We start from the raw sequence: 23,493 nt of genomic DNA, 5'->3' as shown, positions 1-23,493 counted from the left end.
CGAGCTCATGCCGCTCCCTCCGCGGGGTCGGCGCCCTCGTGGCGGGCGTGGGACCAGGCGTCCCAGAAGGGCTTCGTCACGCTCGGGTCGGCACCGAGCAGGATGGTGATCCGCTTGGTCGTGCGCCAGTCCGGCACCGAGGAGGTGGTGGCGCCGGAGGTCAGGAGTGCCTCCGCGCTCAGTTCTCCCGCGGCGGGTGCGCCCGCCGCCAGGTGCAGTACGTGCAGCACCTGCCGCAGAAAGCGCCCCGCCTCCGCCTCGGAGTGGGCGTCCGGGGGTGTTTCGCCGGAGGCGGCGTCCCAGACAGGGCGCAGGGCCTGGGGGTGCCCGCCCAGGATGGTGACGAGCAGATGGGTCGTCGGCCACGAGGCGACCCGTTCGCCGCCCAGGCTCAGGGCGACCGCGTCGTCCGGGAGGCCGGCTTCCCGGGCGAGCTCGGGCATCGATATCGGTGCTCTGTCGAACAGGGCTGTCAGATACCACTGCAACACCCGGGCTGCGGCCTGCTGCAACCGGCCGGAGGGCTGGGTGAACACCCAGTCGAGCGGCTTCCGCGAGGCCGGTCCGCCGCGTGGCTGGAGCCGGTGCGGGCCCGTGGCGCGGAGGGGCGGTTCCGCGCAGGTCCCGCCGGGCATCTCCTGGCGCACGGCGTCGCGTACCAGCGGTTGCAGGAAGTCGATGTGCGAGGAACCGTCCGGTCTCGCGCGCAGCAGTCCGGCGCGCAGCGCCCGTGCCACGTCGTGCGCGGACGCCCCGGCGGCGACGGCCAGTTCGCGCAGGGTGTCCGTGGTGCTCTCCGGACCCAGTACGGCACAGGCGTTCAGGACGGTGAGTACGCCGGCCGGAATGCCGGACAGCCTTTCCGTGATCACTTCGGCCAGTCGCGGCGGCAGCAGCTCGCTGACCTGGCGGGGCGTCGTACCCTCGCGCACCGCGTCGAGGAGCCCCAGCAGCAGGAAGGGGTTGCCGCCGGACCGCTTCTGCAGTGCGGCGCACAGGGCGGGATCGGCGCGAGCCCCGAGGGCGGCGGCCATGATGCTGTGGCTCTCCTCGGGCGGCAGCCCCTCCAGCCGGATCTCCTCGGCGTGCGGCATCTGCAGCAGGCGCGCGCGGGTGGCCCGCCAGCCCGGATCGTCGGAGATACGGAAGGCACGCGAGGTGACGACGAGCAGCAGCGAGGACTCGGCCGTCTGCTCCATGAGGAAGCGCGTCAGCGCGAGGGAGGGGAAGTCGGCCCGCTGGAAGTTCTCCAGGACGACGACCAGCGGGCGGTCGGCCAGGGCGAGCAGGAGCCGGCTCACCGCTTCCTGGAAGGCGAACGTCCCGGCGGCGTGCGGGACGGAAGACGGTTCGGCAGCCGGGTCGCTGTCCGGGGCGGGCAGGAGAGGGTCGAGGTGCCGGCGTACGGCCGGCGGCAGCGCCCGGATCGCCTCGGGCCGCCGGGCGGCCGCCTGGCGCAGCACCTGGAGCCACGGCCAGTACGCCGGCATGTCGTCGTCCGGAGGGCAGTAGACCGTGAAGACATCGATGTCAGACGCGCGGCATTGCTCCCCGAACCGCTGGAGCAGCCACGTCTTCCCCACGCCCGCCTCACCCACCAGCAGAACGCCGCGCCCGCTGCCGCGGTGCACCGCGTCCAGTGCGGCCGAGAGTTTCCCCAGCTCATGGCGCCGCGCCGACGGCGTCCTCGGCTCGCGAGCCGCCGCCGCTGCCGCGCCGGCCGGCGGGAACACCGGCACGGAGGCCGGCTTCGCCGCCCGGCCTGGGCCTTCGACGACGATGTGGCCGGCCGGTGCGGAGCCGGGTGTGTGCCGGGAGGGAGCCGGGGGCGCGGGGCGCAGGATGGTGGGGGGAGTGGGCGCGGGGTGGGGATGCCGGAGCGCGGGGTCGTGCCGCAGGATGCTCTCGTGCACCTGCCGTAACTCGGGACTGACGTCGACCCCGAGCTCCTTCGCGAGGAACTGCCGGGTGCGCTCGAAGGTGAACAGCGCGTCGGCCTGCCGGCCGCACTGGTACTGGGCACGCATCAGCTGGTGCACCAGGCGCTCGCGCAGCGGGTGGAGGTAGACCTCCCGCTCCAGTACGGGAAGCAGTTCCCGGCTGCGGTCCAGCGCGAAGGCGCAGTCGGCGCACTCCTCCAGGGCGGTCAGCCGCAGGTCGCCCAGCCGGGACGCCTCCTGGGAGGCGAACTCGTAGTCCGTCAGGTCCTCGAAGGGCGGTGCGTCCCAGCCGTGCAAGGCCTCGGACAATAGATCGTAGGCGTGCCGCGCATCGCCCCGGTGACGGGTGGCGATGCCCCGGCGTACCGCCTGCTCGAACCGCATCACGTCCACGTGTTCCGGGGGCACCGTCAGCACGTAGCCGGGCGAGCGGTGTCTGAGCTGGAGCTCCACCCCGCCGCTCAGCGGCCGGTCAGCCACCAGTTTCCGCAGCCGGGAGATGTACGACTGGAGGGTGGTGACCGCCTGACCGGGAGGTCTGGCACCCCAGATGTTGTTGACGAGGGACGAGAGCGACACCACCTGGCCGGCGTTGACCAGCAGGAGGGCCAGTACGGCACGACGGCGCGGTGGCCCCAGTTCCACCGGCCCTTCGGGCGTGCGCACGGTCATCCTGCCGAACGCGGAGATCACCGCGGGGGCGGCGGCGCTTTCCGGCGCGTGCACGGACCGGAGGCCCCCGTCGACGCTCTGGACCAATCCCTCTGTCATAAGCCCCTTGCCTCTGTGTTTCCGAAGCGGACGGCTCGTGGGCGGGACGGCGGATGCGGTCGGCGGGAGGCCTGTGCCGACTGCGGTGAGAACTTCGACCCGACGCTGAACCGGTCATAACGTACCAAGCGGTATGCGTCGAACACAGGGTGTGTTCGGCCAATCGCAACCGGGCGCAGGGCGGCCGGGGGTGGGTGATCAGGGGTCCGGGCGGGAAACTCCGGGGAACGCGCGGAAGTCGGCAGCTCCGGGAGGACGCGGGAATCCCCGTCGCGGGAGGGTGGGGGCACTCCTGCCTTGTCCCGTGCTTGTGGATCACTGGACGAACGGCGTGCGTCGTGATCATGCCGACCGCATGCGTCCGCTGCCAGACTCCCGTCCGGTCGGCGGCAGTTCCCATCCGCCGCCCACGCGTCCCTCCCGAGTCCGCGGCACCCTCGTGCCTGCCTGTCCAAAGGAGCCCGCCCATGTCCGTGTCCCCCACCGCGCCGGTCGCCGCATCCGCCGCATCCGCCGCGTCCAGGACGGCCGACTGGATTCAGGCCGACCGCGACCGGCTGATCCACCCGAACCTGCCGGCCGACAGGCGGGACCGCATCGTCATGGTCGAGGGGAGCGGCTGCCACGTCCGCGACAGCACCGGACGCAGCTACCTCGACGCCGCCGCGGTGCTGGGCATGATGCAGGTGGGCCACGGGCGCAGTGAACTGGCCGACGTCGCCGCCGCGCAGATGAACGCGCTGGAGTGCTTCCACACCTGGGAGCTCATGAGCAACGACAAGGCGATCGAACTTGCCGTGCGCCTCGCCGAGTTGGCGCCGCCTGGCCTCGAACGCGTCTTCTTCACGAGCGGTGGGGCCGAGGGCAACGAGATCGCCCTGCGCATGGCGCGGTACTTCCACTACCGCGCCGGGCAGCCCGAACGCACCTGGATACTCTCCCGCAAGTCCGCCTACCACGGCATCGGCTACGGCAGTGGCAGCGTGTCCGGACTCCCCGTCTACCACGAGGGGTTCGGCCCGACCCTGCCCGACGTCCACCACCTCACGGCGCCCGACCCGTACCAGCTCCAGGAGTACGGGGAGGAGGCTGTCACGGACTTCTGCCTGCGGGAGCTGCGCGAGACGATCGAACGGATCGGGCCGGGCCGGATCGCGGCGATGATCGCTGAACCGGTCATGAGCGTCGGCGGCGCCGTCATTCCTCCCGCGGACTACTGGCCGCGGGTGGCCGAACTGCTGCGGCAGCACGGCATCCTGCTGATCTTCGACGAAGTGGTGACGGGATACGGCCGCACCGGGCACTGGTTCGCGGCGGAGCACTTCGGTGTGACCCCCGACCTCATGGTCACCGCGAAGGGTCTGACCTCGGGGTACGTACCCCACGGAGCCGTGCTGGTCAGCGACGAGGTGACCGAGATGATCAGCCGGAACGGCTTCCCCATCGGCTTCACCTACACCGGTCACCCCACGGCCTGCGCGGTCGCCCTGGCCAACATCGACCTCATCGACCGCGAGAACCTGCTGGAGAACGCGACCAAGACCGGGGCGTACCTGGCCCAGCGGCTGGAGGGCCTGCAGGATCTGCCCGTGGTCGGCGAAGTCCGCCAACTCGGTCTGATGCTCGGCATCGAGCTGGTGGCGGACAAGCAGGCGCGGACCCCGCTGCCCACCGGGACGGCGCCCGTCGCGACGGCCCTGCGCGAGGACGCGGGGATCATCCTGCGCGGCAACCCCCGTGCGCTGCTCATCAACCCGCCCCTGGTGCTGAGCCGCGAGGACGCCGACGAGCTGGCCGACGGGCTGTACGCGGTGCTGCAGCGCGTGAACGCCGACGGCAGCGTGCGGACCTGATCCCCGCACGGCCCGCACCCCCTCGGGCCGCGCAGGCACCACCGCTCGTCTCCGTGTCCGCATCGAAAAAAGGACCCCCGTGTCTCTCTTGGACCTGACTCCTGACGAACTGCTGACCACCACGCGCTCCGTGCGCAAACGGCTCGATCTGTCCCGCCCCGTCCCGCTCGACCTGGTCAAGGAATGCCTGGAGATCGCGTTGCAGGCACCGTCGGGCAGCAACCGGCAGACCTGGCACTGGATGGTCGTCACCGACAAGGACCAGCGGGCCGCCATCGGCGAGTACTACCGGCGGGCGGTGCAGACCTACCTGACGTCCGAGGGTTCGTGCGCCTCGCTCTACGCGGACCACCCCGTGCGCCATCCGGAGCAGCAGCGCGTCGGCGACAGCGTCGCCTACCTGGGTGAGCACATGGCGGAGGTACCCGTCCTCGTCATCCCGTGCCTGGACGCCAAGGAGGCGCCGGAGTACAACCAGGCCGGTATGTGGGGCTCGGTCATCCAGGCCGCGTGGAGCTACATGCTCGCCGCCCGCGCCCGCCGTCTCGGTACCGCCTGGACCACCCTGCACCTGATGTACGAGAAGGAGATCGCCGAGCTGCTCGGGATGCCGGACGGCATCGTGCAGGCGGCTCTGATCCCCACCGCGTTCTCCATCGGCACGGACTTCCGGCCCGCCGCCCGTCAGCCGCTCGCCTCGGTGATGCACCTCGACACCTGGTGAAGGATGGCCGCCCGGGTCCGATGGGACCCTCCCCTCCTCGTACGGACAGGACACCGATGACGACCGCACCGCCGCTCCCCGCCCGCCGCCTCGGCACGTTGAAGCTGCCCGCCCAGGGCCTGGGCTGCCTCAGCACCACCTCGTTCTACGGGCTCGCCGACCCCGCCGAGGCACTGGCCACGGTGCACGAGGCGATCGACCGCGGTGTCGCGCTGCTGGACACCGCCGACGTGCAGGGCCTCGGCGAGGGGGAACGGCTGCTCGGCCGGGCCGTCGCGGGGCGGCGGGACCGGGTGCTCCTGTCCACGAAGGTCGGTCTGGAACGTGACGCGGAAGGGGCGTTCCTGGGCGTACGCGGTGACCGGGACTACATCCGGGCGCGCTGTCACGCCTCGCTGCGCCGCCTCGGAGTGGACCACCTCGACCTCTACGTCAAGCACTGGGCCGCTCCCGGCGAGGACATCGAGGAGGCGATGGGTGCGATGGCGGAGCTCGTCGCCGAGGGCACGGTGCGTCATGTGTGCCTTTCGGAGGTCTCCGCCGCCACCCTCCGCCGTGCGCACGCGGTCCACCCCGTCACCGCGGTCCAGAGCGAGTGGTCGCTCTGGAGCCGGGACGTCGAGGACGACATCCTTCCGGTCTGCCGGGAGCTCGGCGTGGGCCTGATCGCGTCCAGTCCGCTGGGCCGGGGATTCCTGACCGGGCACATCCGCTCGGACGCCGATCTCGGACCCGCGACGGACTTCCGGCGCACGCTGCCCAGGTTCGCCCCGCCCCACCTGCGCCGCAACGTCGCGGTGCTGGACGCGCTCCGGCCCCTGGCCGCGGCGCGCGGGATCACCGTCGCCCAACTCGCCCTGGCGTGGGTCCACCAGCAGGGCGACGACGTCGTCCCCATCCCGGGCACCGCACGACGGGACCACCTGGCGGAGAACCTCGCCGCAGCCTCGGTCGAGCTCTCCGCCGACGAGCTCGCCGCCGTGGCGGCGGCCGTGCCGGCGCACGCCGTCCACGGCGACCGGTACTCCCCGTTCCTCATGGGGCTGGTCGGCAACTGACCGCCGTACACGGTGCGTCGGCCGCCGCGTCACCCCGCACACGTCCCCTACGGGAAGGTTTGGAAGCGTGAAGTTCCTGCACCACGATCTCGCCGCCTGCGAGACCCTCTTACCGGGTCTCGCCGGACGGCTGGCCGACGTACCGTTCGACGAGCTGGAGTCCACGGAGAGCCCCGCGCTCGCCCTGTTCAAGCAGTACGGGGGCCCCAACCTCCTGATCCCGGGGGAGGCCGACGGCATCGGCGCCTCCGCTCTCGACGCGGTCCGGGTCGTCCGGGCTCTGGGGTCGCTCGCCCCCTCCCTCGCGGTGGCGACCGCGATGCACCACTTCTCGGTCGGCATGCTCTACTCCCTCTCGCCTCTCTACGGCGACGACTCCAAGCTCCGGAAGACCGTTCTCGACGTCATGGCGGAGAAGAGGTCCCTCCTGGCCTCCGGTTTCGCGGAGGGGCGCTCGGGCCGCGGCATCCTGAGCCCTGCCGTCCAGGCCCGTGAGACCTCCGGCGGCTACCTCGTCAGCGGCTCGAAGAAGCCGTGCAGCCTGTCGCGCTCCATGGACCTGCTCACCGCCAGCGTGGGCGTGAGCGGCAGGGACGGAAGTCCCGAGATGGCGCTGCTGGTGCTGCCCGCCGACACCCCGGGCATCTCCGTCCACCCCTTCTGGTCGACGTTCCCGCTGGTGGCGGCCGAGAGTCACGAAGTCCGTCTGGACGATGTGTTCGTCACGGACGAGGATCTGCTCCGGGCGCCCCCGGCCGCCGCCGAGAAGCTCGACGAACTCAACGAGACCGGCGTCATCTGGTTCCAGATGATCATCGCCGCCGCCTACACCGGCGTCGCCAGCTCCCTGGTGGCCCGGGCCATGGAAGGGCGGCGCGGCACGGCCGCCGAACGCGCTCAGCTGTGTCTCCTCGTCGAGACCGCCGCCTCGCTCGTCGAGGGACTCGCACGCCGGATCATGGACGGCGACCTCGGCAACGACTGCGCGGCCGCCTCCCTGTTCACCCGGTACTCCGTGCAGGACCTGCTGACCAAGGTCGTCGGCCTGGCGGTCGAGACCCTGGGCGGCATGGCCTACATCCGCTCGCCGGAGATCGCCTACCTCGCGTCCGCCGCCCAGGCACTGGTCTTCCATCCGCCCTCGCGGTCCAGCATGAGCGAGGCCATCGACGCCTACTACACGGGCAAGCCCCTCTTCTTCTCCTAGACAGCAGATCGTCACACCGACCGGACGGAGCAGAACATGGCCGGAATAACCGACTTCGAGATCACCTTCCCCTCGGCGCGCAGAAGCGTCCGTGAGATGGCGGCGCAATCGGGCCTCTCCGAGGCGGACGTGCGCGTCATCACGACGTGCGACAGCTACCCGGTGCTCGGAGAGGGGGAGACGGAGTGGGAACTCGCCCTGCGCGCCGCGCAGCAGGTGATGAAGCGGACCCAGGTGCCGCCCTCGTCCGTACGGACCGTGATCTACGCCGGTACGGGCGAGTGGGACAACGCCTTCTGGTCGCCGGCGGCGAAAGTGGCGCACGAACTGGGTATCACCGGCGCGTACTGCTTCGAACTGGCGAACTACTGCAACGCCGTGACCGCCGCGCTCCAGATCGGCAGCGACACGCTGGCCGGGCGGGAGGGCGAGTACGTGCTCGTGCTCATCGGCGACCGGGTGAGCACACTGCTCGACTACGGCGATCCCACCGCCAAGGAGATGTTCAACCAGGGGGACGCGGGCGGCGCGTTCCTGTTGTCGTCGTCCGGTGCCTCGGTCGAGGTCCTGGGCTCGCGACTGCGCACCGATCCGAGCTGGTGCGACTACTACACCGGCGTCCGTGAGGACGGCCGGATGATCATCCGGCGCCACGGCGACCGCGACGGCCTGGCCGAGGCGTACGCGCAGAACTTCACCACCCTCACCACGGACCTCCTCGCCTCGATCGGAAAGGACCTCGGCGACGTCGCCTATCTGCTGGTCACCCACGGCAGCAGGCCCATCCACGAACGGCTGCTGACGGACCTCGGCCTGCCCGAGAGCAGGAGCGTCCTGAACTACCACCGGCTCGGTCACATGGGCTCCGCGGACACCTTCATCGCCATGCAGGAACTCATCGACGCACAGAAGCTCGCGCCCGGCGACCTGGTCCTGCACGCCACGAGTGCGCTCGGGTTCAGCTGGGGGGTCATGGCCATGGAGTACACGGGCTGACAGCCCGCGCAGGGATGCTCACAGGTTTGCCCGAGACCGTTGGGGATACCGAAACGATCAGATCGGTTGAGTTGTCCGGGCTCGGAAAGCCAAGGCCATCACGGCGGCCCCAGGGCCGCACGAGTGGCAGTGGTGTGCCGCATGGCCGAGCCTGGAATGGTATTCGTCCAGTTCGGGAGGCGCCGTGAGCATTCCAGACGCCGGTGTGAAGGCCGTCCATGACACTCCGTGGCCGGGCAGGATCGTGCGGCTGCCCGGTGTGTACAGCCCGCAGGCCGACAGTCTGCTGCTCGCCGCCGCGATGCGCCGCGAGGGCATCCGTCCGGGCATGGAGGTGCTCGACCTGTGCACCGGCAGCGGCCTGCTGGCGCTCCACGCCGCCCGGCTGGGCGCGCGGGTCACCGCCGTGGACATCAGCCGCCGGGCCGTGGCATCGGCGCGCCTGAACGCCGCCCTCGCCCGGCTGGACATCTCGGTGCACCGGGGAGACCTGCTGACGGGGCTGCGGGGCCGCACGTTCGACGCGCTCATCAGCAACCCCCCGTACGTGCCCGCCCCGAACGCGTCGCTCCCGAGGCGGGGCGTCAGCCGGGCCTGGGACGCGGGGCTCGACGGCCGGATACTCGTGGACCGGATCTGTGACGCGGCCCCCGCCGCGCTGCGGCCCGGCGGACTGATGCTGATGGTCCATTCCGCCCTCAGCCGTCCGGACGAGACCATACGGCGGCTCTCCCGCGCCGGACTGGAGGCCTCGGTCTGTGACCGCGTGGCCATTCCGTTCGGGCCGGTGACGCGCGGGCGGCTCGCCTGGCTGCGCGCCCGAGGGCTGCTGCCGACGCACACGAACCGGGAAGAGCTGGTGGTCATCCGTGCGCGAAAGCAGTGAACGGCCGCGTCGCGTGGTGGCGGAACGAGACGGTCCGATCCTCGTGGAAGGACCGGTCGAAGTGACGACCGGAGACGGCCGGACGGTCGTCTCCGACCGCTTCGTCGTCGCCCTCTGCACGTGCCGACGCAGCCGTATCCACCCCTGGTGCGACACCAGCCACCGTCTTCGCACACCCGCAGCCGAAGGTGAGGACAAGCCCTCGTGACGCCGTTGCCCCCCACGGACCCCCACCGCTCCGCAGCGGCTCCCGCGCTTCCTCAGCCACGGGGCGACCTCTCGGAGCGGGTCATCGCCGCGTTGGCGGGGCGGCGAGGCGTGCTGCCCTCCGGCGACGAGACCGGCCGCGCCGACCCGTACGGCGAGGATCTGCACCTCCTGCTCTACGTCCTCTACGAACTCCACTACCGGGGCTTCGCGGGGTCGGACGAGATGCTGGAGTGGGACCCCGCGCTGCTGGCCGTCCGCGCCGCCGCCGAGGACGTCTTCCTGCGTGCGCTGCGTGAAGGCACGTCGGGCGGCAAGGACGTGGAGGAGGCCGTCGGCGCCCTGCTGCTGGAACCCGTCGGCGACGACGGGCACAGCGTCAGCCACCACCTCCAGCGCGAGGGGACGCTCGAACAGCTCCGTGAGTACGCGGCGTTGCGCTCGCTGTACCACCTCAAGGAAGCGGACCCGCACCTCTGGGTGGTGCCCAGGCTCCGGGGCCGGGCGAAGGCGGCCATGGTGGCCGTCGAGTACGACGAGTTCGGAGCCGGCCGGGCCGAGGACATCCACGCCCAGCTGTTCGCCGATCTGATGGCCGACCTCGGCCTGGACACGACGTACGGCGGCTATCTGGACGCCGCTCCCGCAGCCGCCCTGGCGACGGTGAACTCGATGTCCCTGTTCGGACTGCACCGCCGGCTGCGCGGTGCGCTGGTGGGCCATTTCGCCGCCGTGGAGATCACCTCGTCGCCGGGCTCCCGCCGCATGGCGAAGGCCCTGCGCCGGGCGGGGGCGGGAGCGGCCGCGCAGCGGTTCTACGACGAGCACGTGGAAGCCGACGCCGTCCACGAACAGGTGGTCCGCCGGGACGTGATCGGGGGGCTGCTGGAGGACGAGCCGGAGCTCGCCCCGGACATCGTCCTGGGCATCGAGGCCACCGGGCTGCTGGAGGACCGGCTGGCCGACCACCTTCTGGCGAGCTGGCGCGACGGACGTACGGCGCTTCGCGCGCCCCTGCGCTGACCCTCCTGCGCTGAGCCTTCAGCGCTCCTCGGTCGCCGCGCGTCCGCCCGCCCCCAGCAGGCCCGTCGGGGAGAACTCCGAGCGCGTCAGCTCCTGCCGCGAGTAGCGGACGACCAGCCCGGGCAGGGCCGCGCGCACCACCTGCACGCCACGCAGCCACCGGGGTACGTAGACGGTGGTCGCGCGCCGCTCCACGCCCTTCACCAGGGCGTCGGCCACGTACCGGACGGGATAGACCTTCCTGGCGGGCGGGGGCATGTGGGCGCGCAGTTCCCGCAGCACCGCGTACTGGTCGGCGTCCCGGATCATGTCCGTGTCGGTCCAGTTGATGTAGGCCGTGCCCACACCTACCCCACGCGGGTCGAGTTCGGCCCGCAGGGAGTGCGCGAAGGACTCCACACCGGCCTTCGAGGCGCAGTAGGCGCTCATCATCGGCGCCGCCCCGATCGACGCCAGGGAGGCGATCTGGAGGTAGTAGCCCCGGGTGTCGAGCAGGTGGGGCAGGAACGAGCGCGCAGTGACGGAGCTTCCCACGAGGTTGACCTCGATCACGCGGCGCCAGGTGGCCGGGTCGGAGTCGATGAAGGGGCCGCCCTCGGCCACCCCGGCGTTGGCCACCACGACGGACGCCTCACCCAGCCTGCGGCGTACCTCTTCCGCGGCCTCGGCCATCGCCCCGTCGTCCGTGACGTCGACGTGCCGGTACAGCGACGGAGTGGGAAGCGTGGAGGCCACCGCGGCCAGGGCTTCCTCCTCCAGTCCGAGCAGGGCCACCCGGGCACCCCGCTGGGCCAGTGCTCCGGCGACGGCCGCGCCCACGCCGCGTGCGGCGCCGGTCACGACGGCAGTACGGCCCCTCAGAACGTGCTGTCCAGCGGTCAACGGAACTCCTCGCTGTCGAGCGCGTGGGCCGACCGGTCGCGGTCTGCCCTTCGGTCCGGCGCCCGCCCTCCCCCATGGTTTCAGCGGTCGTGGCCACGCGCATTCCGGGCGGCCCGCACGCACGGGCGGAGAGGGCCGGCGCGGACGCGCTCGGCGGCCCGCACGGTCTCGTCCCCCACCTAGAATTCGACCGTCTCCGCGGTCCGGATGGCGGCGCCCATATTGCGCTCCATCATGCGCAGCGAGGCCTCCGCCAGGTCTTTGTGGATATGTGCCACCGCATCCTCCGGAACGCTGACCCGCAGATGACGGATGTGTGCGTCGAGGGCGGAATACAGCACGCACTGCTCGGTGACCTGGCCGCAGAGAACGACATGGTCCACGTCCAGCTGCGAGAGCAGATAGGTGAGCGGTGTTTCGTAGAAGATGGAGTGTCTGGCCTTCACGACGAACAAGGAGTTGTCGTCCGGCAGGACGGGCTCGACCAGCTCCGCGTACGTCCCCGCCAGCGCGGTTTCGACGATCTCACCGTGGTGGGACCGCCATTCGCCGAAATTGTCGTTGACGTAGATGACGGGAACGCTTTCCCCGCGGGCGCGTTCGAGAACGCGGGCCAGGTGCGGCAGCGCGGTACGGACGGAGGGGATCAGGAGTTCCGCGTCCGGATGGCCGTATGTGTTGATCATGTCGATGACGATGAGAGCGCTGTTTCCCATGGCTTCATGCTCCCACCGCGCCGTCCCCCTTTCCGGTCGGCACCCGGTCCGCCGGGCCCACGTTTCGGGAAGACCCTCGGGGGAACCCAGCACGCGTCCGTAGCGGAGGAAATGGCGACACAGCGTGGAAAGCGAGCTGCACCATGCGCGCATTGACCTATCAGGGGAAGCGGGACGTCCGGGTCGAGACCGTTCCCGACCCTCGGATCCAGGACCCGACCGATGTCATCGTCAAAATCACCTCCACCGGAATCTGCGGCTCGGATCTGCATCTCTACGAGGTGCTCGGGCCCTATCTCGATCCCGGCGACATCCTCGGTCATGAGCCGATGGGCGTGGTGGAGGAGGTCGGCCCGGAGGTGACCGCCCTGGTGCCGGGGGACAGGGTGGTGATCCCCTTCAACATCTCGTGCGGCCACTGCTTCATGTGCGCCCAGGGGCTGCACTCCCAGTGCGAGACCACCCAGGTGCGCAAGTACGGCACGGGCGCATCCCTCTTCGGCTACACCAAGCTCTACGGCCAGGTGCCGGGCGGCCAGGCGGAGTTCCTGCGCGTCCCCTTCGGCAACAGCCTGCCCGTCAAGGTCCCGCACGGGCCGCCGGACGACCGGTTCGTCTACCTCTCGGACGTGCTGCCCACCGCGTGGCAGGCCGTGGAGTACGCCGCCGTCCCGCCCGGAGGTTCGCTCACCGTGCTCGGCCTCGGCCCGATCGGCGCGATGGCCGCGCGGATCGCACTCCACCGGGGCGCGGAACTGGTCGTGGGCGTGGACCTCGTGCCCGACCGGCTGAGCCGGGCGAGCGAGTATGGAGTCACCTGCCTCGACCTGCGCAGGCACGGCAAACACCTCGGAGACGCCATCCGGGACCTCACCGACGGCCGGGGCACCGACGCGGTGATCGACGCGGTCGGGATGGAGGCGCACGGCGCACCCGTCGCCAAGGCGGCGCACGCGGCAGTCGGGATGCTGCCCGACGCCCTCGCCACGCGCCTGATGGAGACGGTGGGCGTGGACCGGCTCGCCGCACTCCACATGGCGATCGACGTGGTGCGCAGGGGCGGCACGATCTCCGTCTCCGGTGTGTACGGCGGGGCCGCCGACCCGATGCCTCTGCTGACCATGTTCGACAAGCAGATCCAGTTCCGCATGGGGCAGGCCAACGTCAAGCGCTGGGTCGACGACATCCTGCCGCTGCTCACCGACGAGGACCCGCTGGGTGTGGACACCTTCGCCACGCATCACCTGCCGCTCGAAGAGGGCCCGCAGGCGTACGAGACGTTCCAGAAGAAGGCCGACGGCATGATCAAGACCCTGCTCGTGCCATGACGCGGCAGGCACGAGCGCCGCACACCCCGGCGCGTCAGTCGTCGAGCACCTCGTCCTCGCCCATGTCCAGCTTCTCCAGGGGCCGGACCGCCGGGCCCTGGAGGACCGCCCCGTCCACAGCGAAGCGCGAGCCGTGGCAGGGGCACTCCCAGGAGGTCTCCGCCTCGTTGAAGGCCACCAGGCACCCGAGATGCGTACAGCGGGCGGACACCACCTGGGGCGTGCCGTCCTCGTCGCGGTAGACCGCGCAGCGGCGGCCGTTGACACGCACCACCGCACCCGTGCCCGGGCGGATGGCGTCGACCGAATCGACGTGGGTGACCTTCAGGCGGTCACCGGCGAAGTGCTTGGCCACCTCGGCCTGCTGGCCGAGCAGCGCGGGCGCCTCGCGCAGAGCGCTCCCCAGGCGTCGCGGGTCGTAGAGGCCCGCCCACGGCAACCGGTCACCCGTGCCCGTGACGAGCGCGCTCAGGAGGCGGCCGGAGAGCACGCCGCCCGTCATTCCCCAGCCGCCGAACCCGGTGGCCACATACGTATGACGGGCGCCGACGTGGAACGGGCCGACCAGCGGCACCGTATCGCTCGGATCGTTGTCCTGCGCCGCCCATCGGAAGGCGGTGGGACCCACCGGGAAGCGTGCGTGCATCCAGGCGTCCAGCCGGAGGAACGCCTCGCGCGCGTCGCCGGTGCCCGGCGTGAAGCTCTCACCGGTGACGATCAGGAGCCGCTGCCCGTCACCCAGCGGCGTGGAGCGCACCGAACGCTTGCCCTCGTCCTCCGTGATGTACATGCCCGTGGGCGCCCGGTCGGCATCGATGGGCGCGGCCACCACCAGCTCCCGGCGCGGGGAGAGCCGGGCGAAGAGCATCGCCCGGTCGAAGACGGGGTAATGCGTCGCCACGACCACGTCGTGCGCGGTCACCGTCCGTCCCGACTCGGTGGTGACCCGGCACGGGGTCCCCTCGGACAGTCCGGTGACCCGAGTGCGTTCGAAGACGAGACCGCCCCGCTCCCGCAGGTCCTCGGCCAGTGCCAGCAGGTATTTGCGCGGGTGGAACTGGATCTGCCCGTCCAGCCGGACCGCGCCGCTGACGTCGAAGGGCAGCTCGGTCTCGGTGACGTACGAGACCGGCAGACCGGCCTCGGCGGCCGCTTCGGCCTCCGCCTCGACCGCGGCACGGGACGAGGGATCGGCGGCGTACGAGTAGGCGCTCACCCGTTCGAGGTCACAGGCGATCCCCAGCTCGCGCACGATGTCCGCCACCCGTTCCACCGCGTCCTTCTGCGACAGCGCGTACAGGCGGGCCGCTTCCGTGTTCCGGGTCCGGCGCAGCCGGTCGTACACCAGGGAGTGCAGCGCGGACACCTTCGCGGTCGTGTATCCGGTGACGCCGGCGGCGATGCGGTCGGCTTCCAGGACGGCGACGCTCCGGCCGGCCCGGGTCAGTTCCCACGCGGTGCTCAGACCGGCGATGCCGCCGCCCACCACGGCCACGTCCACCTCGATGTCCTCGGTCAGCGGCGCATGGGCGGGGCTGCCGGTGCTTTCCATCCAGAAGGACTCGTCCTGTCCGGGCAGTCGGCTCGGGTTCTTCATGGCGTGTTCTCCCAGGTCGGTGTCGGGTCGGGACGGCGAACCCTGCGAGTGCCCGGTCCGGTCGTCGGCACACTCCTCGCGTTGCCGCGTTTCGCCTTTTCCGCCTGATTTCAGGTTATTTCCTCTGATCACTGGTTACCCGACACGAAACGACCGTGCCGGCGGGGGAGCCGCAGCCACCGGGGCTGCGGGGACGTCGGCCCGGCAGACGGCAGTGAGCGAGCGATTCATGGTCACCGATCCGTCCCCCGGCAAACGCGTCGTGGTCACGGGGGCCACCGGCAATGTGGGGACCAGTGTGGTTGCCGCGCTGGCCCGGGACCCCGAGGTCGGGTCCGTCCTGGGCCTGGCGCGCAGAAGGCCGAAGCTGTGGACCGAAGGGGTGGAATGGGAGACCGTCGACCTCTCGCAGCCCGAGAGCGCCGGTCCGCTGGAGGATCTGGTGCGCGGCGCCGACGCGGTCGTCCACCTCGCCTGGCGCTTCCAGCCGACGCACGACCCCGTGGTCACATGGCAGAGCAACGTGCTCGGGTCCATGCGGGTCTTCGATGCGGTGGCGGAGGCCGGCGTCCCGGCCCTGGTACACGCCTCGTCCGTGGGCGCCTACTCGCCCGGCCCGAAGGAGGAACCCGGCGTCGACGAGCAGTGGCCCACCCACGGCTGGCCGGACGCGGCCTACTGCCGGGAGAAGGCGTACCTGGAACGCGTACTCGACACCTTCGAACTGCGGCATCCGCAGATCAGGGTGGTCAGGATGCGGCCCGGTTTCCTGTTCAAGGAGACTTCGGCGAGCGAACAGCGCCGCATCTTCGCCGGCCGGTACGTTCCCGGGAGCCTGCTCAGGCCCGATCTGCTGCCCTTCGTGCCCGATCTGGAGGGTCTGCGCTTCCAGGTGCTGCATACCGACGACGCGGCGGAGGCGTACCGGCTGGCCGTGCTCCAGGACGTGCGCGGCCCGTTCAACCTGGCGGCCGACACGGTGACCGATGCCCGGGAGCTGGCCGAGCTGCTCGACGCCCGCGTCGTCCGCGTACCCCGGGCCGTGGTGCGGACCGCGCTGGCAGCCGCGTGGCAGGCACATGCCGTACCGGCGTCCCCGCATCTGTTCGACGCAGTGCTGCGGCTGCCGGTACTCGACTGCACACGGGCCCACCAGGTACTGGGGTGGCGCCCCGCCCACACGGCCGCCGAGGCGTTGAGCGCCTTCCTGCGCGGTGTACGTCAGGGGGCCGGCGAGGACACCGCTCCGCTGGCCGGCAAGCGAGTGGGATGACCGACCGGGTGGTGTGACGGAAAGGGAGTAGCGATGGACAAGGCGAAAGTGGCGTACAAGCCGGTCGGCCTGATTCTCGGTTCCGTGAGCGGGGTGGTGGCCGGCGCCCTGTTCAAGACCGTGTGGAAGCACCTGAAGAGCGAGGAGGACGCACCGGACGCGACCGACGAGAACCGGGGATGGCGCGAGATCCTGCTCGCGGCCGCGGTGCAGGGCGCGATCTTCGCGGCGGTCAAGGCGGCCACCGACAGGAGCGGTGCGGCGTTCGTCCGTCGGCTGACGGGGACCTGGCCGGGCTGAGACGGGGGAGAGGGCCCGTGGCGCCTGTCGCCACGGGCCCTCTGTCCTGTGCGGGGACCTACTGACGGCACAGACAGAACGGATGCCCCGCCGGGTCCGCGTACACCCGGAAACCGCGCTCGCCGCCCCGGTCGTCCACGTCCAGCGGTGTCGCGCCGAGCGCGAGCACCTCCTCCTGGGCCCGGTCGATGTCCGCCACCTCGAAGTCCAGGTGTTCCTGCTGGGAGTTGCGGTCCCCGCGCGGCCACTCGGGCGGCCGGTGGTCGGGCGCCCGCTGGAACGCGATCCGGGCCCCCTCGGGGACGTGGAGCTCGTACCAGTCCTCGTGGTCGTGCTTGACCTCACCCCCCAGCACCGCCTGGTAGAAGTCCGCGAGCGCCTTCGGGTCGGGGCAGTCGAGTGCGACGAGGGTGTAGGTGGCGATGGGCATGTCCGTTCCTTCTGTACGCAGGTGTGGAGAGGGACTGGCTCAGGGGCCTTCACCGTCCGCGCAGACGCGGACGGTGTCCAGGGCGGGGTCGGCGGGGTCGGGGACGTTCATCCCCGCCTCGATCCCCGAGCGCAGATAGCGCAGCAGGGGTTCCGTGATCCGCTCGCCGGGCAGGACGGTCGGGATGCCCGGGGGATACGGCGTCATCATCTCCGCGGCGACGCGGCCCACGGCCTTCTCCACCGGTACGTCCTCGGTGGCGGAGAAGTAGGCGTCGCGGGGCAGGCACACCTGGTCCGGCCGCAGCTCATCGGCGTCGGGGATCTGTACCTCGGGTGCCGGAGGCAGGGTGGGGGCGTGCGCGGACAGGTCGCGCAGGGCTTCCAGCAGCCGGCCGGCGGTGGTCTCGTCGTCGGCGTGGGTGAACTGCGCGCTGATCCGGCGGTGATCGGCCAGGTGCATGTCGACGTGATGGTGGGTGCGCAGCCAGTCGGCCGCGCGGTACCCGTTGGTGTCGAGCCCGCTGATGTCGATGATCACGGGAAGCGGATCGAACTCCGCCGCCCTGCCCGGCCCGCAGAAGTCCGCGGGCCCGTTGACGTGCATCCCGTCGATCTCCTCGATCCGCTGCCGGACCTCGGCGGTCAGTTCGAGCGCCCGGGACAACAGAGCGTGCCCCTCCAGCATCATCTGCCGCCGCCAGCCGTCGATGCCCGCGTACAGCAGGACGGACGGGCTGGTCGTGCCGAGCAGGTCGGCGCGCGAGGCCAGCGTGTCGTGGTCGACGAGATCGCCCTGAAGATGGAACACCGACCCCTGTTCGAGGCCGCTGCCCATCTTGTGGATGCTCGTGACGCAGACATCGGCGCCGGCGTCCATGGCCCAGGACGGCAGGTCCGGGTGGAACGGCAGATGCGCACCCCACGCCTCGTCGACGATCAGGGGCCTGGCCCGCCGGTGGCACACCTCCGCGATGGCCCGCAGATCGGCCGCCGAACCGTACGGGGTGGGGCTGGTGACCAGAGCGCCGCGGGCGTCCGGGTACTCGGCGAACGCCCGCTCGAAGGCCTCCGCCGAGGGCGGGTGGGCCAGGTGCCGCTCCGTGTCCCACTGCGGCTCCACCCACACCGGCTCGACACCGGACAGGATCAGCCCGGCGACGACCGACTTGTGGGCGTCCCGGCCCACCAGGAGCCGCTGACCCGGCACGGCGACGCTGAGCATGGCCGCCTTGACCGAGAGGGAACTGCCGCAGGTGGAGAAGAACGTGTGCTCCGCGTGGACGGCGTCGGCCATCAGTTCCTCGGCGCGCTGGAGTACCCGGGACTTCCCGCGCCGGTCGTCGAGACCGCCCGTGGCGAGTACGTCGCCGAAGAAGACCGCGTCGCCGAGCACCGCCCGTACGGCAGGTGCGGCGCCCCGCGCCTGTTTGTGCCCGGGAGGGGAGAAGCCCAGCTCTCCGTTCTCCTTGTAAGCGGCCAGAGCATCGAGAACCGGAGCTTCATGATGGTGTGCTGGCATACGGGACGCCTTCCCGCCTTCCCTCAGGTCAATCACGGTCACGGGAGCGGGGTGCCGCCGGTGGCGTTCATGATCTCGCCGGTGATGAACGAGGCGTTCGCCGAGGCGAGGAAGACATAGGCGGGCGCCATCTCGGCCGGCTGCGCCGGGCGGCCCAGCGGGCTCTGCTTCCCGAACTTCGTGGTGTCGGGCATCGTCGCCGGGATCAGCGGCGTCCAGACGGGGCCCGGGGCCACCGCGTTGACGCGGATACCGGAGGAGGCCAGCATCTGGGCGAGCCCCTGCGTGAACGTCACGATGGCGCCCTTCGTCATCGCGTAGTCGAGCAGGTGCGGGCTCGGCTTGTACCCCTGCACCGAGGTGGTGTTGATGATCGAACCACCGGCGGGGATGTGCGGCAGGGCCGTCTTGCACAGCCAGAACATCCCGTACAGATTGGTGCGCACCACACGGTCGAACTGCTCGGTCGAGATGGCGGCGATGCCCTCGGGCTGCGACATCTGGTATGCGGCGTTGTTCACCAGGACGTCGATGCGTCCGAACTCGGAGACGGCCCGCTCGATGAGGGACCGGCACTGCTTCTCGTCCCGGATGTCACAGACGACGGACACCGCTTTGCGGCCCGCCTGCTCGACCAGGCGGACGGTCTCCCGGGCCTCGTCCTCCTCGGCGGGCAGGTACGTGAACAGGACGTCGGCACCCTCCCGCGCGAAGGCCAGGGCGACCGCGCGGCCGATACCGGAGTCACCCCCGGTGATGACCGTCTTGCGGTCGAGGAGGAGCTCATGGCCCTGGTAGGAGTCCTCGCCGTGGTCCGGCGGCGGGTCCATGGGCCCGGTCCAGCCCGGGTGCTCCTGGTCCTGCTGCGGGAATTCCGGCTGGGGGAACCGCTGCGTCGGGTCCTGGGGCTGTTCGCTGTCACTCATGAGATGTCCTTCTCCCTCGGTGGCCGGCGGCGCACAGGTGGCGTCCCGCCCGAGTTCCCAGGACGCGGCGGACCAATCACCCCGGTCGGGTGAACGGCGAGCTCGGCGGAACCGTGGGCACGGCCGGCCGCGTTCAGCCGGAGGCGGTCTCGCCCGTCCTGCCGCGCCGGGCGAGCAGCCGCTGTGCCCCGGTCAGTACCGCCGCGGTGCTCCGGGTGGCACGGATCGCGGCGCGTGCGGCGTTGGCGCCGGGAGCGCCGTGGACCCCGCCGCCCGGATGCGCCGAGGCCGAGGCCAGATACAGCCCCTTCACGGGGGTCTCGGGCCGGCCCGTCCCGGGCAGCGGCCGGAAGAACAACTGCTGGTGCAGGGCCGCGGTGCCACCGTTGATCGCCCCGTCGCGCAGATTGCTGTCGGCCGCCTGGAGCTCCGGCGGTGTCAGGATGCGCCGGTTGCGGACACGGTCGCGGAACCCTGGGGCGTACCGCTCCACCTGCTGCTCCACCCGGTCCGCCATGACCTCCCGCTCCCGGGGGCCCCACGCCCCGGAGAGACCGTCCGGACCCGCGTCACCCTTCACCCGGTGGGGCACGTGGGTGTAGGCCCACGCCGATTCCGTACCCAGCGGTGAACGCGTGGCGTCCGCCGTGGTCATCTGGCCCACCAGCAGGAACGGGCGGTCGGGGATCAGGCCCCGGGCCACCTGCGAGGCGAACCGGGTCAACTCGTCGACGCCGTCGGCCAGATGAACCGTGCCGGCCGTCGCGGCATCGGCACAGCTCCACGGAATCGGCCCGTCCAGCGCCCAGTCGACCTTGAAGGTGGCGAAGTCCCACTGGAACCGTCGCAGGTCGTCGAGGACGCGCGACGGCAGATGCTCCGGGGCGATCAGCTCCCCGTACAGGGAGGGCGCCGACACATCGGCGAGAACGGCCCTGCGTACGGGAATGGCCTCCCGGGACGCCGTGCGGACTCCCACGGCGCGGCCCCGCTGTACGACGATCTCGCTCACGCGCTGCCCGCACCGGACGTGTCCACCGCGCGCCCGCAGACGCCTCACCAGGGCCGCGGTGAGCGCGCCCGCGCCGCCGACGGGCACGGGAAAGCCGAAGAACTGCCCCAGCATGGACATGAGCCAGCCGTAGCCCCCGCTTCCGGCCGCCTCGGGAGCCAGGTCGGCGTGCAGCGCGTTGCCGGCGAGCAGGAGCCGGCCGCCTTCCCCGCCGAACTCCTCCTCACCGAGCCGGCGTACGGGAAGAATCAGGCTCCGGGCCAGCCTCAGGCCGCCCGTTCCCCGGAGCCTCGCCGCCAGCACCGCTGTGGAGCGGATCGGCGGGAAGGGGGAGAACAGGGCGTTGAGCACGTCGTCGCCCAGCCGGTCCCAGATGTGGCAGAGGTCCAGCCAGCTCTGCCCGTCGCCGGGCGCGAAGCCGTCGAGCCCGGCGGCGGTCACCGCCCGGTCGCGGTCCAGTACGGCGCATCTGCCGTCCAGCAACGGATGGGCGAGCACCCGCGGAGCATGCGTCCAGCGCAGCCCCTCCCGCCCCAGATCCAGCCGTGCCAGGACGGGGGAGGCGGCGGCGAGGGGATAGAAGGAGCTGAACACGTCGTTGACGTAGTCGGGGTGGACGCCCTGATCGCTGCGTACCGCACCGCCCGGCACGCTCTCGGCCTCCAGCACCTCGACCCCCCAGCCGGCGTCGGCCAGCAGGTTGGCCGCGACCAGGCCGTTGGGGCCGCTTCCGATCACCACCGCGTCGACCATCGCGGCTCCCTTCGGTGGAGGGGCTCGGGCCGGGGCATCACTCGGCCGGTCCGGCGCCGACCTGTGCGCCGGGTTCGGCCGGCCAGGCTTCGACCACCTCGGCCAGCCGCGCCAGCATGGCGCGGTGCCGGATCTGGATCGCGGCGTCCAGCAGCGCGTTGTGGAGCATCCCGCCGGGGCCTCGCAGGGGATGCTCGTCGACGAGCACCAGGGTCTTGTCGCCCCAGGGGCGGATGTCGAACGCGATGCGCGCGCTGCCCAACGGCCCGCTCTCCGCCTCCAGTTCGAGGGCGTGCGGCCGGTCGATGCGCCGGACCACGGTCCGGCCCGTGAACTCCTTGGGGCCCAGGCGCACGGTGTACGTGATCGACGACCCGGTCTCCGGCCAGCTGCCCGACTCACGGCGCGACTCGGAGGTGCCGACCACCCACTTCCCGTACAGGGTCTCCTCTTCCAGCACCGCCCACAGGGCGGACGGCGGTCGGTCGATGATGTGATGCCGGACGGCCATGGGTCCTCCTGGCTGGTCGGATGCGTTCGTCGGGCCGCGCCCCGTTCACCCGGCCCCCTGGAGGGCCTGCAGGCGCAGTTGTTCGCAGGACTGGCTGAGCAGCCGGGAGACGTGCATCTGGGAGATGCCCAGCGCCTCCGCGATGCTGACCTGCGTCATGTCGCGGAAGTACCGCAGATACAGAATGGTCCGCTCGCGCTCCGGAAGGCGGCGCAGTCCCGGCTTCACGGCTTCGCGGTCGACGGCGACCTCCAGCGCCTTGTCCCAGCAGCCGAGCGTGTCCCCCAGGGAGTACCCGTCGTCCGCGCCCGGGAGATCGGCGTCCAGCGACAGGGTGCTGTAACTGTCCAGGGCCTCCAGCCCCAGCAGTACGTCCTCCTCGCTCAGACCGGTCTCCGCCGCGATCTCCGCGCAGGTGGGTACGCGTCCCTCGCAGGTCTGGGTGAGGTCGCGCCGCGCGACGCGGACCCTGTTGCGCAGATCCTGGATCCGTCGCGGCACATGGACGTCCCAGGTGTGATCCCGGAAGTGGCGTTTGAGTTCGCCCACGACCGTGGGCACGGCGTACGTCTCGAACGCCTTGCCCCGCAGGGGGTCGTAGCGGTCGACGGCTTTCACGAGCCCCATCGCCGCCACTTGGCGGAGGTCGTCCATCGACTCGCCCCGGTTGCGGAACCGGGTCGCCAGCCGATGTGCCATCGGGAGCCAGGCGCAGATCGTCTCGTGGCGCAGCTGGTCCCGTTCGGTTCCGGGCGGCAGGGTACGCAGCCGGCGGAAGGCGGAGTCGGTCGACGGGGTCTCGGCGTACGAACGCTCCTTTACGGAGGATGCGTCAGCCATGATGGTCACTCCTCGACGGTGATGCTTTCGGTCACCGCGGGAGCGCACGGGCCCGGACAGGTGGCGCCCGGAGCCGGACTCCCACGGGCGTACCTCTTGTCCGAAGCACGAAAACACCTATACCCGTCGAATTATAGACCAAACGTGCGATCATGATCGCTGGAATCCGGCGGGTGGCACGCGGGCGGCGACGGCGCGGACCCGGCCCCCGTCCACCCGGGTCCAGCCTCCTCGGTCCCGTCTCCTCAGCCCGTTCTGCTGTTTCTGATCGCGGTGTGCAGGAGGCGGTGTGTGGCCGGTGGCAGGGGCACCCCGTGATAGCTCTCGACGAGCTGGTGGGCGAGGTCGCGGAGCTTGATGTTGCTGTGCTGGGACGCGTGGACGAGCGCCTGCCACGCCTGCTCGCCGGTGCAGTTGCCCAGCGCCATGAGAATGCCGCGCGCGGTGTCGATGACGGGCCTGGACGCCAGCGCGGTGCGCAGCCCCTCGACCTCGCTCTGCAACGACTCGACGCTCGGCTCGCCCGGGGGCGACGGCCGGGGGCGTTCGGGAGCGGCGGGCGGGGTGTCCGCCCGTGCGTCGCGTGCGAAGGAGTGGTGGTCCTGCATGGGTCCGCCCCTTCCGGGTGCCGTCGGCTTCGCGGGGCGCTCTTTGGGGTGTTTCCCGGGCCCCCCCTTCCCGGACTTGGGAATAGGGGGAGGGGGGAAACCCAAAAAGGTATTTCAACGCTTTTCCCCTA

At 71.2% G+C, this 23,493-nt stretch carries 22 protein-coding genes; 11 read left to right on the top strand and 11 right to left on the bottom strand.

Annotated elements, in window-relative coordinates; translation table 11 throughout:
• Positions 1-5: 5 nt before the first annotated feature.
• Positions 6-2,711: a BTAD domain-containing putative transcriptional regulator gene (locus tag AC07FA_RS29765; protein WP_479079404.1), complete on the bottom strand. Its 2,706-nt coding sequence runs from the start codon at positions 2,709-2,711 to the stop codon at positions 6-8.
• Between the two features lie 467 nt (positions 2,712-3,178).
• Between AC07FA_RS29765 and AC07FA_RS29760 the strand changes: the two genes are divergently transcribed.
• The 8 genes from AC07FA_RS29760 (at position 3,179) to AC07FA_RS29725 (ending at position 10,665) form a co-directional block, all read left to right on the top strand.
• Complete coding sequence (locus tag AC07FA_RS29760) at positions 3,179-4,564, top strand: aminotransferase family protein (RefSeq protein WP_479079403.1); 1,386 nt, start codon at positions 3,179-3,181, stop codon at positions 4,562-4,564.
• Between the two features lie 79 nt (positions 4,565-4,643).
• On the top strand, positions 4,644-5,288 hold the full coding sequence (locus AC07FA_RS29755; protein ID WP_479079402.1) for a nitroreductase family protein: 645 nt from the start codon (positions 4,644-4,646) through the stop codon (positions 5,286-5,288).
• Between the two features lie 56 nt (positions 5,289-5,344).
• Positions 5,345-6,346 (top strand): aldo/keto reductase, encoded by a 1,002-nt coding sequence (locus AC07FA_RS29750; RefSeq protein WP_479079401.1) that lies wholly within the window; start codon positions 5,345-5,347, stop codon positions 6,344-6,346.
• A 67-nt stretch (positions 6,347-6,413) separates the two neighbouring features.
• Positions 6,414-7,553, top strand: coding sequence for an acyl-CoA dehydrogenase (locus AC07FA_RS29745; protein WP_479079400.1), 1,140 nt, complete (start codon positions 6,414-6,416; stop codon positions 7,551-7,553).
• Between the two features lie 36 nt (positions 7,554-7,589).
• Positions 7,590-8,549, top strand: a complete 960-nt coding sequence (locus AC07FA_RS29740) for a 3-oxoacyl-ACP synthase III family protein (protein WP_479079399.1) — start codon at positions 7,590-7,592, stop codon at positions 8,547-8,549.
• 184 nt (positions 8,550-8,733) lie between these two features.
• Positions 8,734-9,435: a HemK2/MTQ2 family protein methyltransferase gene (locus AC07FA_RS29735; protein ID WP_479079398.1), complete on the top strand. Its 702-nt coding sequence runs from the start codon at positions 8,734-8,736 to the stop codon at positions 9,433-9,435.
• Entirely contained in the window at positions 9,419-9,643 is a 225-nt protein-coding gene (locus tag AC07FA_RS29730) for a CDGSH iron-sulfur domain-containing protein (protein ID WP_479079397.1), read from the top strand. The genes AC07FA_RS29735 and AC07FA_RS29730 overlap by 17 nt, the downstream gene beginning before the upstream one ends.
• The gene (locus AC07FA_RS29725) at positions 9,640-10,665 is read left to right on the top strand and encodes an iron-containing redox enzyme family protein (protein ID WP_479079396.1); all 1,026 of its coding nucleotides are present in this window, start codon (positions 9,640-9,642) and stop codon (positions 10,663-10,665) included. The genes AC07FA_RS29730 and AC07FA_RS29725 overlap by 4 nt, the downstream gene beginning before the upstream one ends.
• Before the next feature lie 18 nt (positions 10,666-10,683).
• Here the strand turns inward: AC07FA_RS29725 and AC07FA_RS29720 are convergent, their stop codons facing one another.
• Together AC07FA_RS29720 and AC07FA_RS29715 are read right to left on the bottom strand one after the other, a co-directional pair.
• Complete coding sequence (locus tag AC07FA_RS29720) at positions 10,684-11,547, bottom strand: SDR family oxidoreductase (RefSeq protein WP_479079395.1); 864 nt, start codon at positions 11,545-11,547, stop codon at positions 10,684-10,686.
• Between the two features lie 179 nt (positions 11,548-11,726).
• Complete coding sequence (locus AC07FA_RS29715; RefSeq protein ID WP_479079394.1) at positions 11,727-12,263, bottom strand: cysteine hydrolase family protein; 537 nt, start codon at positions 12,261-12,263, stop codon at positions 11,727-11,729.
• A gap of 143 nt (positions 12,264-12,406) precedes the next feature.
• Here AC07FA_RS29715 and AC07FA_RS29710 point away from each other — a divergent pair, with 143 nt between their 5' ends.
• Positions 12,407-13,591, top strand: a complete 1,185-nt coding sequence (locus tag AC07FA_RS29710; RefSeq protein ID WP_479079393.1) for an alcohol dehydrogenase catalytic domain-containing protein — start codon at positions 12,407-12,409, stop codon at positions 13,589-13,591.
• Between the two features lie 34 nt (positions 13,592-13,625).
• On the opposite strand, the gene AC07FA_RS29705 is transcribed toward AC07FA_RS29710, so the two are convergent.
• Positions 13,626-15,188 (bottom strand): FAD-dependent oxidoreductase, encoded by a 1,563-nt coding sequence (locus tag AC07FA_RS29705; protein ID WP_479079392.1) that lies wholly within the window; start codon positions 15,186-15,188, stop codon positions 13,626-13,628.
• 229 nt (positions 15,189-15,417) lie between these two features.
• Between AC07FA_RS29705 and AC07FA_RS29700 the strand changes: the two genes are divergently transcribed.
• Both AC07FA_RS29700 and AC07FA_RS29695 read left to right on the top strand, forming a co-directional pair.
• Positions 15,418-16,461, top strand: a complete 1,044-nt coding sequence (locus tag AC07FA_RS29700; RefSeq protein ID WP_479079569.1) for an NAD-dependent epimerase/dehydratase family protein — start codon at positions 15,418-15,420, stop codon at positions 16,459-16,461.
• Between the two features lie 33 nt (positions 16,462-16,494).
• Positions 16,495-16,761 (top strand): DUF4235 domain-containing protein, encoded by a 267-nt coding sequence (locus tag AC07FA_RS29695; RefSeq protein ID WP_479079391.1) that lies wholly within the window; start codon positions 16,495-16,497, stop codon positions 16,759-16,761.
• Between the two features lie 58 nt (positions 16,762-16,819).
• On the opposite strand, the gene AC07FA_RS29690 is transcribed toward AC07FA_RS29695, so the two are convergent.
• The 7 genes from AC07FA_RS29690 to AC07FA_RS29660 all read right to left on the bottom strand — a co-directional run bounded on the left by AC07FA_RS29690 (position 16,820) and on the right by AC07FA_RS29660 (position 23,362).
• Entirely contained in the window at positions 16,820-17,191 is a 372-nt protein-coding gene (locus AC07FA_RS29690; protein WP_479079390.1) for a VOC family protein, read from the bottom strand.
• A 39-nt stretch (positions 17,192-17,230) separates the two neighbouring features.
• A complete protein-coding gene (locus tag AC07FA_RS29685; RefSeq protein WP_479079389.1) occupies positions 17,231-18,712 on the bottom strand; it encodes an aminotransferase class I/II-fold pyridoxal phosphate-dependent enzyme in 1,482 nt (493 codons plus the stop codon).
• A gap of 38 nt (positions 18,713-18,750) precedes the next feature.
• Positions 18,751-19,638: an SDR family oxidoreductase gene (locus AC07FA_RS29680; RefSeq protein ID WP_479079388.1), complete on the bottom strand. Its 888-nt coding sequence runs from the start codon at positions 19,636-19,638 to the stop codon at positions 18,751-18,753.
• Between the two features lie 133 nt (positions 19,639-19,771).
• Positions 19,772-21,403 (bottom strand): phytoene desaturase family protein, encoded by a 1,632-nt coding sequence (locus AC07FA_RS29675; protein ID WP_479079387.1) that lies wholly within the window; start codon positions 21,401-21,403, stop codon positions 19,772-19,774.
• 37 nt (positions 21,404-21,440) lie between these two features.
• The gene (locus tag AC07FA_RS29670; RefSeq protein ID WP_479079386.1) at positions 21,441-21,914 is read right to left on the bottom strand and encodes an SRPBCC family protein; all 474 of its coding nucleotides are present in this window, start codon (positions 21,912-21,914) and stop codon (positions 21,441-21,443) included.
• A gap of 45 nt (positions 21,915-21,959) precedes the next feature.
• Positions 21,960-22,754, bottom strand: a complete 795-nt coding sequence (locus AC07FA_RS29665) for a SigB/SigF/SigG family RNA polymerase sigma factor (protein ID WP_479079385.1) — start codon at positions 22,752-22,754, stop codon at positions 21,960-21,962.
• Between the two features lie 245 nt (positions 22,755-22,999).
• Positions 23,000-23,362, bottom strand: coding sequence for an ANTAR domain-containing protein (locus tag AC07FA_RS29660; protein WP_479079384.1), 363 nt, complete (start codon positions 23,360-23,362; stop codon positions 23,000-23,002).
• Between the last annotated feature and the right edge of the window lie 131 nt (positions 23,363-23,493).

The organism is Streptomyces sp. NPDC045968 (genome assembly GCF_056430475.1).
This window is presented reverse-complemented; position numbering and strand designations above follow the sequence as displayed.